10 protein-coding genes are annotated in these 12,692 nt (G+C 60.0%); all 10 read right to left on the bottom strand.

Translation table 11 applies throughout. The annotated features are described in order from the left end of the window. Positions 1-95: 95 nt before the first annotated feature. Positions 96-281 carry a TonB-dependent receptor gene (locus tag IEV38_RS15395; protein ID WP_188396316.1) on the bottom strand — a complete coding sequence of 62 codons (186 nt, stop codon included), beginning with the start codon at positions 279-281 and terminating at the stop codon, positions 96-98. Then, entirely contained in the window at positions 248-529 is a 282-nt protein-coding gene (locus IEV38_RS15475; RefSeq protein WP_371869878.1) for a TonB-dependent receptor domain-containing protein, read from the bottom strand. Before IEV38_RS15475 ends, IEV38_RS15395 begins: the two co-directional genes overlap by 34 nt. 24 nt (positions 530-553) lie before the next feature. After that, on the bottom strand, positions 554-3,007 hold the full coding sequence (locus IEV38_RS11290) for a TonB-dependent siderophore receptor (protein ID WP_229728999.1): 2,454 nt from the start codon (positions 3,005-3,007) through the stop codon (positions 554-556). 101 nt (positions 3,008-3,108) lie between these two features. Further along, positions 3,109-4,131, bottom strand: coding sequence for a FecR domain-containing protein (locus IEV38_RS11285; protein WP_188396314.1), 1,023 nt, complete (start codon positions 4,129-4,131; stop codon positions 3,109-3,111). Further along, positions 4,128-4,640 carry a sigma-70 family RNA polymerase sigma factor gene (locus IEV38_RS11280; RefSeq protein ID WP_188396313.1) on the bottom strand — a complete coding sequence of 171 codons (513 nt, stop codon included), beginning with the start codon at positions 4,638-4,640 and terminating at the stop codon, positions 4,128-4,130. Before IEV38_RS11280 ends, IEV38_RS11285 begins: the two co-directional genes overlap by 4 nt. A gap of 159 nt (positions 4,641-4,799) precedes the next feature. Continuing rightward, the gene (locus IEV38_RS11275) at positions 4,800-7,307 is read right to left on the bottom strand and encodes a TonB-dependent siderophore receptor (RefSeq protein ID WP_188396312.1); all 2,508 of its coding nucleotides are present in this window, start codon (positions 7,305-7,307) and stop codon (positions 4,800-4,802) included. A gap of 113 nt (positions 7,308-7,420) precedes the next feature. Next, entirely contained in the window at positions 7,421-8,416 is a 996-nt protein-coding gene (locus IEV38_RS11270; protein WP_188396311.1) for a FecR domain-containing protein, read from the bottom strand. Then, positions 8,413-8,925: a sigma-70 family RNA polymerase sigma factor gene (locus tag IEV38_RS11265; protein ID WP_188396310.1), complete on the bottom strand. Its 513-nt coding sequence runs from the start codon at positions 8,923-8,925 to the stop codon at positions 8,413-8,415. Before IEV38_RS11265 ends, IEV38_RS11270 begins: the two co-directional genes overlap by 4 nt. Before the next feature lie 193 nt (positions 8,926-9,118). Continuing rightward, a complete protein-coding gene (locus IEV38_RS11260) occupies positions 9,119-11,581 on the bottom strand; it encodes a TonB-dependent siderophore receptor (protein ID WP_229728998.1) in 2,463 nt (820 codons plus the stop codon). A 93-nt stretch (positions 11,582-11,674) separates the two neighbouring features. Further along, on the bottom strand, positions 11,675-12,691 hold the full coding sequence (locus IEV38_RS11255; RefSeq protein WP_229728997.1) for a FecR domain-containing protein: 1,017 nt from the start codon (positions 12,689-12,691) through the stop codon (positions 11,675-11,677). Position 12,692 lies beyond the last annotated feature (1 nt).

Below are 12,692 nucleotides of genomic sequence, written 5' to 3'. Positions count from 1 at the left end.
GCGCCGTCCATTCGGCAAAGCCGATATGGACGGCGCGTTTACGGCAGGGGATAAAGGAGCCCTAAAACATGGCCTCGGTGCGATCTGCGGTCAAATCAGAAGTGGTATTTCAAACTGGCCGACAGGCCGTGTGGTTCGCCATAGTTCGAGTAATACACCGTTTCCAGACCTTCGTAGAATCGGCGGTCAAACAGATTATCGACCACGACCGTCAACTCGACCTGCCGGCTGAGCCAGTATTTCGCAGTCAGACCCACCACTGCGTAGCCCCCCTGTTCCATACGGTAGCCGGTGCCGGCACGGTAATACCGCTCTGGAAGCGCAGGTTGCCACCCACACTCCAATCCGAACCAGGCCGACGATAATTGGCCGCCAGACGTACGCTGTGACGCGGCATGTAAGTCATGTAGCGCGCTCCCTTGTCGACGCCAGAGGCATATTCGCTTCCCACGTAGGTATATCCGGCAGCCGCGTTCCAGCCCGGCGCCAGCTCGCCGTTGAGACTGAAATCGGCCCCTTGGCCGACCACCTTGTCAGCCGCCAAAAAATGTAATCACCAGCGGTAGAGCAGGTTGGCGCTGACCTGCCGTTCGTCACCGTAGCGGCAAATAGCGAATTCACAATAGGTGAACTTCTTATCGGCAAGATTACTGACATTGAAGCTGAAGTCCCAATGTGCATCAATTTGATAACCCAGCATGGCATCGATCAGCGTATAGGCAGGCATGGGAGTCGAGATTCCGGAGGCATGTGTCGTGCCTTTGTACCGGAGCCCGGTAGCCAGACGTAGTTGCGGTACTCTCCAAGCGCCGAAATTGTAATCTGCCCACACTGCGGCCTGATGATAAGGAGTATCCTCGCTGCGCTGCCCGATCTCACTGGCAATAGTGCTGCGTGTCACACGGGCATCGGTATAGGCGTACGAAGCAATGATGCTGAGCTCAGGAGAGACCTCTGCCTTCGCTTCGATCTCGAAACCTCGCGAACGAACCTCTCCTGTCTGGCGATAAGCATTTTGCCCCGCGTCGAATTTCAGCACATTGTCCTGCGTTAATTCATAGATTGCCGCACTCAGCAACATACGGCTATCTTCAGGCTGATAACGCAAACCCGCTTCGTACTGTTTGCCACGGGTCGGCTGGAAAGTCTGACCAGACACTTCTGAAACGGATACGGGGAAAAACGACTCGCTGTAACTCAGATACGGAGCAAACCCGTTAGCCATCTTGTACACAACTCCTGCACGCCAGGTAGTCGCTTCATCTTTTTGCAAGGCACGACGACCGTCACGATGCGCGGTCTGATCTTGCTCAGCCCAGTCATGACGCAGCCCAAAAACCATTGACCAACGTTCTCCCAGATTGATCTGGTCCTGCGCATAAAGCCCGGTCTGATTGGTTTGCAAGCGAGAACCACGGTTCAAAGATGGATCACGGTTGACCACCACCGGTTGACCATAATTGTATGTATCGATATTCAACGAGGATGCATTGGCTCTGAAATTCTGCGAATCGTAGTCCATTCGATATGCGTCGATGCCCACCAGCAGCTTATGTTCGGCACCCAGCAGGAAGCCATCCCACTCCACGCGTGTGTCTGACGCAATCCCTTTTGCATGTTCCTGCCGATCGCTATATTGACGACGCAGGATACCGGTCGATGCGGCAGCAGCAATGGCGGCAGCACTGGTCTGCGCCTGCAGATAGTTCCAGGTCACTTTGGATTCAAAAAAACGTAAACGGTGATTGATGCGTGTGTTGGCATTCAATGCGTGATCCAATTCGTAACCTATGGTGAACATCTCCCCTTTCATCTTGTCGTAGTTCGGTTCCCCGATAAAATCATCGCGACCAATGGTATGCGGGCCATTACCCACGCCCTCGACCAATTGGTATGGCAAAGGTGCAGAAAAGCGGGTATCGGTCTTTTGGTAGAAAGACAGCAAGGTGAGAGAAGTTGCTGCACTAGGACGCCAGGTAAGTGCCGGAGCAATATAGAGCTTGTCATCGGGGATGTATTTCCCTGCTGTATTGCTGTCACGCCCCAACATAGTCAGACGATAATCCAACGTCTCGCTACCCGGCACAGCCCCACTAAAGTCTGCCATCAACTGACGGCGATCATGACTCCCCAGTTGCAGACCTATTTCACGTATAGGTTCGCTGACAGGACGTTTACTGACAGCATTGACCACGCCACCCGGCGAAAGCTGCCCATAAAGAACTGAAGCTGCACCACGCAGTACTTCAACACGCTCCAGCCCATAGGGTTCCTGGATGCCATCATAAGAATTGCTTTGCAGTCGCAACCCGTCTCGCATGGAACCACTATTCGCAGACTCCACATCGATACCGCGGATACGAAAACGATCAGCGGTACGGTTAAAGCTGGTGGGTTGGCTGGTAAAGCCTGGCGTGTAGTTCAATGCCTGAGCAAGGGTTTCAGCCTGCCGATTACGCAACTCGTCATTGGTCACTACCGAGACCGACTGTGGAGTTTCAACAATCGGCGTATCTGTCTTGCTGCCCGCCGTCGCTCGACGCGCCACATAACCAACCAAAGGGCCAGTTGCTGTCTCGGCCTGTGTTGTAACAGAAACCGTAGGCAACGTCACCGCATTGACTGCCGCTGTTGCCGCCTTACGCAACTGAAAACCGCCACCCGGTTGCTCGATCGCCTCGATACCGCTGCCCGTCAGCAGAAGCCGCAAGCTGGCAGCAACACCATACGTACCATCCAGACCCGGCGTAAAAACGCCATTGACCAGTTGCGCGTCGTAGGAAACGTTCACGCCGGTGGCACGCGCAAACTGTTCAAGCGCCGTGCCGAGCGGTCCGGCTGCGATGCGGAAGGATATGGACGCGGCAGCGGTCTGCGGCGTTTGCGCATGTGCGCTCGGAGAAAACTGCACGCCACCTGCCATCAGCAGGATGGCAGCAGCCAGCAGAGTGCGCTGCGGCAGGCGCACACGGGAAGTGGTACAAGAAACGGCGTGGATTCGGGACATGGTTTGCTTTCAGAATCAGAATGGATCGATGCTTCTGTTCTGTAGGCCGCTCGAAAATCCGAATCCCCTCACTTTTCCGAAAAATATTTTTCCGTGAGCCGTCAGCGTGTGCGATCAGGCCCGACCGCTACCCAGAATCGCGTGTAGTACGTGATGCTGACCGGTTGTGTCTGCAGCAGGAAGCGCAGCGCCTGATCGGTATCGCGCACGTGGTAAATGCCGGACACGCGCAGATCGGCCACGCTGTCGTCGCACACGATGCGGCCGCTGCGGTAGCGCGCCAGTTCTCCCAGCAGATCCGCCAGCCGCATGTCCTGACCGGCGATCACGCCGTCGGACCAGCCGTCGGGACGAAAACCCTGCTGTGCGGCCGACATCACGGCATCGCGGCGCAACCACCAGCTTTCACCCGGCTGCGCCACCGCCGTCGCACCGCCTGCGGCGGGATGCATACGGACCGCACCGTCCTGCACGCTGACACGCGCCTGCGCATCTTCCAGCCGGACCACGAAACGGGTTCCCAGGGCCTGCATGGCACCGAAGGGCGTATCGACCCAGAATGGACGGCGGCTGGCATAGGCGCGGTCGTCACCCGTGGTGATCATGATCTCACCGCGCCGCAGCACGATGCGGCGTTGCACATCCGTCATCTCGAAACTGACGGCGCTGTCGGTGTTGAGCACCACTACAGTACCGTCATCGAGCTGCACGGTGCGCTGTTCGCCGATGCGTGTGCTGGCATCTGCCATCACCTGCTGCCAGCCAAGCCGGTCGCGCACCAGCCAGGCGCCGGTCACTGTCACGCCGGCAAGCATCAGCAGCTTGAGCGCCTGCCGGCGATTCACTCCGGCCGCCTTGCGCTGCGCCTCGACCTTGCGCAAGGCGTCGCGCGCGAGATCCTGCGGCAGAGCGGAAAAATCCTCGCGCAACGACTGCACACGTTGCCACGCACGTGCATGCAACGTCTGCGCATGCAGCCAATGCTCGAAGGCCTGGCGTGTGGCAGGAGTCGGTTGATTGAACTCGAGCTTGACCGCCCAGGCAATGGCGGCGTCGATGACGGACGAAGGAATCTCGTCGCGCGGCGATTCTGCCCCGGCCGATCGCGAAAGCGGAGGACTCATGCGCCGAACCGCAGCGTGTAGCAATGCCGCAACGCGGCCGCGATATAGCGTTCGACGGTCGAGAGCGATACGCCGAGCCGATGCGCGATCTGTGGACAGGTCAGCCCGTCCAGTTGCGCCAGCAGAAAGGCCTGGCGCACCGCCGGCTTCAACTGGTCCAGCATGCGGTCGATGGCGACCAGCGCTTCGAGGAATTGCAGGCGGCTTTCCGGCGACGGCGCTTCGGTCTCCGGCAATTGCGCCAGCGTTTCCAGCCACGCCTGCTCGAGTTCGCGCCGCCGCCAGTGTTCGATTACCAGCCCGCGCGCCACCGTGCTCAGGAAAGCGCGCGGCTCCCGCAGTTCCGGAATCTCGCGCCGCGCCAGGATGCGCATGAAGGTGTCCTGCGCAATGTCGGCCGCATCGAACGCATTGCCAAGCTGCCGACGCAGCCATCCGTTGAGCCAATGGTGGTGGTCGTTGTACAGCGCGTGGATTTGCTGATGCTGGGGCGAGTCGGCGGATGCCATGAGAAGCAAACTGTCTTAATGAGAATTGTTCTCATAATATATGAGGACGCTACCCTGCATCAATTTCGCAACCAACCAGTGTTGCAATTGTGCTGCGCTCAAGAAAAAAAGCGAAGGGCATACACCCTTCGCTTTCCTGCCCATCCAGCAACTTGTGCGTCAGAACGTCGTGCGCAATCCTAACGAAATGCTGCGTGGTTCGGCATGATGGACGCCGTTATAGAAACCGACACGACCGTAATAATGCTTATCCAGAGCATTGTTGACGTTGAGTGTGCCGGTCCATTGCTTGTTGAATTTGTAGCTTGCCATCAGATTGACCAGCGTCACGCTTCCCTGGTCGATGCGTGACATGGAATTATCCGGCTTGCGCGCAGTATTCCAGAAGCTGCTCTGCAGACTTATACCTCCACCGAGCGTCAGCCCCTCCCAATCTCCGTTGAAGTGATAACTTGTGAATACTCGCAGCAAACTGCGTGGGATGACGGTATTGATCGGCTCTCCCTTGTTATTACGGGAGCGCGTATGACTATAGCCAGCCGACAGATTCCATTGCTTGGTGACCTGCCCCGATGCTTCCAGTTCGATGCCGTCAACCACGTTGCCCTTGCCGGTGGATTTGTAGGCTTGCGCATTTCCCGGCAGGGAGTTCGGCGGCACGGAATCGTCGATCTCCGCCACGTTATCCTTGTTGCTGCGGAAGACGGCTGCACTGACGTTCATGTTCTTGTCGAACAATTCACCCTTGATACCGATCTCATAGCTCTTGCCGACCACCGGATCAAGAATCTCGTTGTTCTTGTCGCGGTAGTTCTGCGGCTGGAAGATGTCGGTGTAGCTCGTATAGACAGTCCACTGATCGTCGATGTCATACAGCAGGCCGGCATAAGGCGTAAGCACGCCCGAGTTCTTGTATCCGCTTGGCGTCGCGGCAACACCCGTGGTCGAATAGTTCTGCGTACGTGTTTCATAGGTTCCGTAACGTACACCGACGATCACCTTCAGCGGATCGGAAATATTCAGGCGTGTCGCGACATAGCTGGCCTGCTGCTTGATCTTGGAGATGGACGAAGGAAACCCGCGCGAAATCACATCGAATTGTGGAATGTTGCCCGTCCAGTTGCTCCAGTCAGGAATGACATCGTAGCCCGCCGGAATGCCATCGTAATAGACGGAGTCGGAGATGCTCTTACGCTCCGAACTGCCGATGCCCATTACTACGTCGTGACGCCGGCCGAACAGGCCGTACTTGCCATCGAGGTTGATGTCAAAGACATCCATCTTCTCGTCGCTCGGGAAGCTGCCGTAGGCGACGAAGATGCCGCTGCCGTCCGCATTGGGATAACCGCCATAGCCGAAGTAGAGGCTGCCGTCCTGCCGCCTGTCACTATGCGTGGCAGCTGCACGCAAACGCCAGGAATCATTGAAGTTGTGTTCCAGCGTGGCAAACGTCTTTTTCTCGTCGATGTTCCAGGACGCCCATGGCGTGGAAAGATTCAGGTTCCGCGGCAGATTGGCAACGCTGCCATCCGAATTCCAGTAAGGCACCGTGCCCCAGGTCACGCCACGTGGATCACTCTTCTGCTGCTCATAGCCAACAGCCACGACCGTATCCCTGCCGATATCCGCTTCAAGGATGCCGTAGAGTACGGTGCGATCCTCCTTGTAGAGTGGCCGGAAGGAATCAGCTTTTTGTCTCGCTGCCACAAAACGGCCGCGAATCTTGCCGTCATAAGCCAGCGGACCGCTCAGATCGATCTCACCCCGGCGCATGTGATGGCTGCCGATACGCACCGCTGCATTGCCCTGGAATTCACGCGTCGGGCGCTTGCGCACTTGGTTGATGGTCGCAGATGGATCTCCCGCACCCGTAGTCAAACCGGTCGCGCCACGTACCACTTCGATGCGGTCATAGATGACGTTGTCGCCATTGGTTTTCAGGGAGCCACCGTAGGTGTTGAGCATGCCATCGACCTGGAAATTCGTCACAGAGTAGCCACGCGCGTTGTATGTGATCCGTTCGGTGTCGTTGGCGTTGACGAAGATACCCGTGGTCGCCTGCATGGTCTCGGACAAGGTTTGCAGTCCCATCTCTTCCATGCGCTGGCGCGTGACGATGGTCATCGACTGCGGCGTTTCACGCGGTGACAGTCCCAACTTGGTGGAAGTCGAAACCTGTCCGGTAGTCGTGTACGAGCCACTGCCCTCTGTGGTGGCATCCGCCAGACCCATGACCTTCACCTCTGGCAGTTGCGCATCACCACCGGCCGCACTGCCGGCCACCTTGCGCAACACGAAAGTATTACCGCTGCCGCTGGCCTCAAGTCCGGTTCCACGCAATAGCAGTGGCAGCGCCTCTTCCACAGAGTAATTTCCACTCAGACCATCGGTGCGTGCACCGGCAGTGGCATCAGTGGGAAAGGAAAGCAGGATGCCGGCTTCGCGGCCGAATCGGTTCAGCGCGCTTTCGAGCGGACCAGCCGGAATGTCATAGGACTTGCGCGCCTGCTGGCTGGATGAAGTGCTGGCTGTCTCGGCATACGCGTCGCCGACAAGCAGGGCGCTGCTTAATCCAGCTGTCAGCCAGAGCGAACTCATGGCACAGACGAGCGCTGTGCGACGGCAATGCGGGACGAGCGTGGAAGCCGTAAAAGAAGGATATTGCATGGTCTTTTGGTCCTGTTCGGTGTTGATGAGATGAAGGTTTCATCTCGTATGTCCGACGAGATTCAAAAAAAGACCATCTTTTTGAAAAGAATTTTCAGCTCGTGCGCGGAGAATCAAACAGGCTGTTCCGGGCGTAGCGTGACCCAGTAGCGCGTAATGAAGTGCGGCCTGACGGGCAGACTCGCGCTCAAAGCGCCGAGCACGCGATCGGTGTCTTCCAGGGGATAAGTGCCAGAGACGCGCAAATCGGCAATCTGCGGATCGCAGCCTATGCGACCGCGACGGTGACGCGACAGCTGCGCGACAAAATCTTCCAGCCGCATGCCGCTGGCAACGATCATGCCCTCGCTCCATGCGGCATCGCCTTCCTGCGCTGCAGCGACCGAGGCGATTTGTGAACCCGTGAACTCTGCCTGCTCGCCGCTTTGCACCACGCGCACGCCAGCCGCATCGTCGCGCGGCACGATCCTGACCGCGCCTTCATAGACTGCAAGATGACTGGAAACAGGCTTCTGATAGACGGTGAAACGCGTGCCGAGCGGCTGCAGTTCGCCCTGCGCGGTTTCCACCAGGAAGGGACGCGCCTGCGGATCGCGTGCCGTGGTCACCATGATCTCGCCGCGCAGCAGGACGAAGCGGCGTTCGGTCTCGGTGTAACGCAGGGAAATTGCGGTGTCGGTATTAAGAGCGACGGCCGTGCCATCCGGCAAGGTCAGGTGGCGGCGCTCGCCGACGGCGGTGCGCTCGTCGGCTATCCATTCGCGCCATGGCGCCTGTTCACGGGCGACCCACGCGGTACCGCCGACAAAGAACAATGCAGCCAGTGTCTTGACGGCGGCGCGACGCTTGAGCGAGCACGGTGCCGTCAGCGTGGCCCGTGCCAGCATAGTCGAGGCAGTGCCGTTTCCTCTCAAGCTGGCATTGACCGTTTCTATATGACGCCAGGCACGCGCATGGTCATCGTGCTGCACCAGCCATTCCTGCCATCCTCTGCGCGCCGATTCGCTCGCCGTGCCCGATTGCAGTTCGACCAGCCATTCGACGGCGCGACGCGCAACATGCGGAGGGACATCCGGCGCACGCACGCCACCGGTGAAACTTTTGCTCATGCGACCGACAAGGCGAAGTAGCACTGCGCGCCAGCACGTATCAGGTGGCGCTTGACGGTGCTGACAGAAATATCGAGCTTGGCGGCGATCTCGGCGTGCGTCATGTCGTCGAGCTGCGCATGCAGGAAGGCGCGCCGCACGATACGCGGCAGACCGTCGAGCATGCGGTCGATTTCCACCAGCATCTCCAGCAGAATCGCGCGCTCTTCCGGCGATGGCGCCATTTCGTCCGGCATCTGCATCAGCGCGTCCAGATAGGCGCGTTCCAGTTCTTCGCGCCGCCAGTGGCTGTACAGGACGCGCTGCGCCACCGTCGTCAGGAAGGCCCTCGGTTCACGCGCCGCGATCACTTCCTCGCGCGCCAGCAGACGTACGAAGGTATCGTGCGCCAGATCGGCCGCCTTGGCCGCATCGCCCAGGCGCTTGCGCAGCCAGCCTTGCAGCCAGCCGTGGTGCTCGGTGTAAAGTGATGCGATTTCCTGCTGTTGGAGAGAGTCGGCGGACGCCATGGAAAGATGCCAAACGCTACAAATGAGAATTATTCTCATAATACGACAGGCTACTTGGTGGGCGCAATTCGGCAGCATCGCAACGTTGCAAAAATGCGTCAGGCTATCCGCAGGCAAACATCGCGCCATCGGATAAACAGAAAAAGCCGGAACAGAAATTTTCTGCGCCGGCTTTCTTCTGGAAGATGAACGATCAGAGTTTGTAGTTCAGCGTCAGCAGCGCATTGCGCGGCGTGCCGTAGCTGTTGCCGCCGGTGCTCCATCCCAGTCCCTGGTAATAGGTCTTGTCGAACAGATTGTTCACGTTCAGACGCAGGCTCAGGTTGTCGCTGAACTGGTAGCCGGCATGCAGGCCGAAGACCGCATAGCCGCCTTGCGTGATGCGGTCGTCATCCGAGGTGCGAATGCCGTTCTGCACATAGACCGAACCGCCAACACGCCAGCGGTTGTACTCGCCGGGCAGCCGATAGCTGGTCGATGCCTTGAACTGATGGCGCGGGAAATCGGTATCGAACTGTTTGCCGATGTTGCTCACGTTTGAATCGCGCGTGTACCTGGCCGAAACATAGGTATAACCGGCCGTGGCCTGCCAGCCCGGCGCAAGTTCGCCGCTGACTTCCAGTTCCACGCCCTTGCTTTCCACCTCGCCGGCAGCCCGCGTGCAGAAGGTACTGCCGGTACTCGGGCAAGGCGATGGGCCATCACGATCCGTCATGGGGCGGTTCGACTGACTGATCTGGAACACGGCCAAACTGGCATTGAGACGGCCACCAAAGTACTCGCCCTTGATGCCGGCTTCGTAGTTGGTGCCGGTGATGGGCTTGAGCAGGTCGCCGTTGATATCCCTGCTTGACTGCGGCTGGAAGATCTCGGTCCAGCTTGCGTAGAGCGAGTGGTTGGCATCGAGGTCGTAGATCACGCCCGCGTAGGGCGTCAACTCGCGCGTGACCTTGTAGCCTGTGCCATTGCCGTTGTTGACGAAGTCGTACCAGCTTGCGCGTGCGCCAACGATGACCGACAGCGGATCGCTGATGCTGAAACGCGCCGAGCCATACAGGCCTTGTTCGCGCAAGGTGTACTTGTACAGCCAGCGATCGTAGTCGATCGGTCCCGGCATGCTGGCTGCATGGGGATTCCAGTTCCAGGGATCGAGCGGCAGCGGTGTCGAACGAATGCCCCAGTCGCCGTAGTTGTAGTTGAGCGCCTTGCGGTGACCAACACCGACGACCGCCTCATGCGAACGGCCGAACAGCTGGAAAGGACCGCTGAGCATCGCGTCGAAGCTGCTTTGCGCATTGTCGAGCCAGTACGCCTGCGAGTTCTGCGTGAATGCCCCTTCCGAGCCACCGAAGGACGAGAACACCATGCTCAGGTCCTGCCATTTCTTGACGGCGGAGAAGCGCGCCTTCCAGCCGTTGGCGAAGCGGTGATCGAGTTCCGCGAACACGGTCTTGTCGGTCTGGTTCCAGAAATCGTAAGCGTTGCCAAGCGTGGCGGAACGACGCAAGCCAAGCTGGCTGCCATCGTCGCGCGTCGGCAGTTCCTGGTAGCCGCCATCGTTCTCGTATTTGCGGTAGTGCGCGCCGAAGGTCAGCGTGGTATCGCGGCCGATGTCCGCTTCGAGAATGCCGTACAGCTGCTGCGTGCGATCGTGCGCCACGTCGTAGAAATTGTCCTTGTCCTGCACGCTGATCACGGTGCGGCCGCGCAGGGTCTTGGCTTCATTGAGAGCATTGGCAGCGTCGAGCTGCAACTGGTAGTTGTTCCAGTTGCCGGCGCTGGCGGTCAGCGATACCTGACGTTCGGCGGTCGGGCGTTTGCGCACGAGGTTGATGCTGGCCGCCGGATTGCCGCTGCCGCTGGTCAGGCCGTTGGCGCCGCGCACCACTTCGACGCGGTCATAGATGGCGAGGTCGGCATTGTCGGCGTTGAAGGTCCCGTTGGCGCCCATGTTGGTCGGCAGGCCGTCGAGCATCATGTTGTCGACCGGGAAGCCGCGTGCGAGGAAGCTGCCGGAGTTGCCCGAGTAATAGCCCTTCTGCATCACGAGGCCGGTGATGTTCTGTACTGCCTCGTCCAGCGTGGTGATGCCCTGGTCGTCCATCTGCTGGCGCGTCAGCACGCTGATCGACTGCGGCGTCTCGCGCGGCGACAGGCCCAGACGCGTCGCGGTGTTCATCGAGCGTGTCGTATACGAACCCGTGCCCTCGGTGGTGGCCAGTGCCGTGCTGACGGTCACCGCCGGCAAGGTGGCGGCGTCAGCCGGCTGCGCGGCGGCCGCCTTGGCCAGCACATAGCCGCCCGTGCCATGCGGCACCGCCTGCAATCCGGTTCCGTTCAGCAGTTGCTGCAACCCCTGCTGCACGGAATAAGCGCCGCGCACCGGCGACGAACGCACGCCCTTCACCAGTTCCGGCGGCGCGCTGATCGTCGCGCCGCTGGCGGCGGCAAACTGCGGCAGCGCCTGCTCCAGCGGGCCGGCTGCGATATCGAAGGCGATACGCTGGCTGGCGGCAACACCGCCATCCGCCGCCACTGCCGGTGGCGGCGTGGCCGCAAAGGCCATGGCAGCGCAGGCGGCAGCGAGCGCGCAGGCCATGCGCGTGAGCGCAGGCGGACGGCATGCGGAGGAATGGAAAGGTGGATGATTGTGCATGATGCTTTCCCCTTGAAACGGACTGTTGTTGTATGCGGATACCAACAGGACAAATGGGGAAAGGAAAAGGGGCCAGCCTTGCCAAAAAGATTTTCAGCCGGCGTTCCTGGCCGAGATGGCGGTCCAGTAGCGCGTATAGAACGTCACCTCGACCGGCAGCAGTTCGATCAGGTTCTGCAGGATACGATCCGTATCCGCCAACTGGAAGGCGCCCGTCAGGCGCAGGTGCGCGACCGCCGCATCGCAGCGGATGTAGCCGCGCCGATAGCGCGACAGCTCGGCGACGAATTCGTCGAGCCGCACGTCGTGCACGGCCAGGACGCCTTGCGCCCATGCGCCGCCATGCGTGGCATCAACCGCCTCCACCGCACCGACGCTATGCTCATCGAAGCTACCCTGCTGCCCGGCCTCCAGCCGGCGCGGCGCGCTGCCATGCATGGGCATCAGTTCGACTGCGCCCTGCAGCACGGAGACGATGCTCATGGCATCAAGCTGACGCACCACGAAGCGTGTACCGATCGCGCGGACCTGTCCTTCGGCGGTGCGCACGAGGAAGGGGCGACCAGCTCCCTGCGTCTGCATCGGATCGCTGGCCGTCTCGATCAGGACTTCGCCTGTATGCAGGACCACCACGCGTTCGTGCGTGCTGTAGGCAAGGGAAATGTCGCTCGCGGTATTCAGACGCAGACGTGTGCCATCGGGTAGCGTCACGTCGCGCTGTTCGCCGGTCGCGGTGACGTAGCGCTGGCCTTGCTGCGGCCACATGTTCCACGCCAGCACGGCGGCCGGCGGCGCCGCGATCAGCAGTGCCAGCGCCTTGATGGCGATGCGTCGGTCCAGCATAGCGGCACGGCGCAGAATGGGCGAGCCGATGGCGGCCGGCACACTGCCGGCACGGCGACTGACATGCTGGATGCGCGCCCAGGCACGCGCGTGTTCGGGATCGCTGTCATGCCAGCGCTGAAAATCCGCTTTCTCTGTAGCGCCCGCCTCGCCGGAGTCCAGCAGCACGAACCACTCGGCGGCACGCATGGCGATGCGGCGCTCGAGCGAGCGATTGGTTTCGGACGGCGCCATGCCGGCAGCGGCGATCGGATTGGCCTGCTTCATG

The sequence above is a fragment of the Oxalicibacterium flavum genome (genome assembly GCF_014635065.1).
Classification (GTDB): domain Bacteria; phylum Pseudomonadota; class Gammaproteobacteria; order Burkholderiales; family Burkholderiaceae_D; genus Oxalicibacterium; species Oxalicibacterium flavum.
The sequence above is the reverse complement of the archived record's forward strand: the minus strand, read 5'-3'. Positions and strand labels throughout refer to the sequence as shown.

What these genes read in the sequence shown, in the direction of transcription:
- IEV38_RS11265 (WP_188396310.1), bottom strand. Translation starts at nt 8,925, where the DNA reads ATGGCGTCCGCCGACTCTCTCCAACAGCAGGAAATCGCATCACTTTAC.
- IEV38_RS11290 (WP_229728999.1), bottom strand. Translation starts at nt 3,007, where the DNA reads ATGTCCCGAATCCACGCCGTTTCTTGTACCACTTCCCGTGTGCGCCTG.
- IEV38_RS11255 (WP_229728997.1), bottom strand. Translation starts at nt 12,691, where the DNA reads ATGAAGCAGGCCAATCCGATCGCCGCTGCCGGCATGGCGCCGTCCGAA.
- IEV38_RS11260 (WP_229728998.1), bottom strand. Translation starts at nt 11,581, where the DNA reads ATGCACAATCATCCACCTTTCCATTCCTCCGCATGCCGTCCGCCTGCG.
- IEV38_RS11270 (WP_188396311.1), bottom strand. Translation starts at nt 8,416, where the DNA reads ATGAGCAAAAGTTTCACCGGTGGCGTGCGTGCGCCGGATGTCCCTCCG.
- IEV38_RS15395 (WP_188396316.1), bottom strand. Translation starts at nt 281, where the DNA reads ATGGAACAGGGGGGCTACGCAGTGGTGGGTCTGACTGCGAAATACTGG.
- IEV38_RS11280 (WP_188396313.1), bottom strand. Translation starts at nt 4,640, where the DNA reads ATGGCATCCGCCGACTCGCCCCAGCATCAGCAAATCCACGCGCTGTAC.
- IEV38_RS11275 (WP_188396312.1), bottom strand. Translation starts at nt 7,307, where the DNA reads ATGCAATATCCTTCTTTTACGGCTTCCACGCTCGTCCCGCATTGCCGT.
- IEV38_RS11285 (WP_188396314.1), bottom strand. Translation starts at nt 4,131, where the DNA reads ATGAGTCCTCCGCTTTCGCGATCGGCCGGGGCAGAATCGCCGCGCGAC.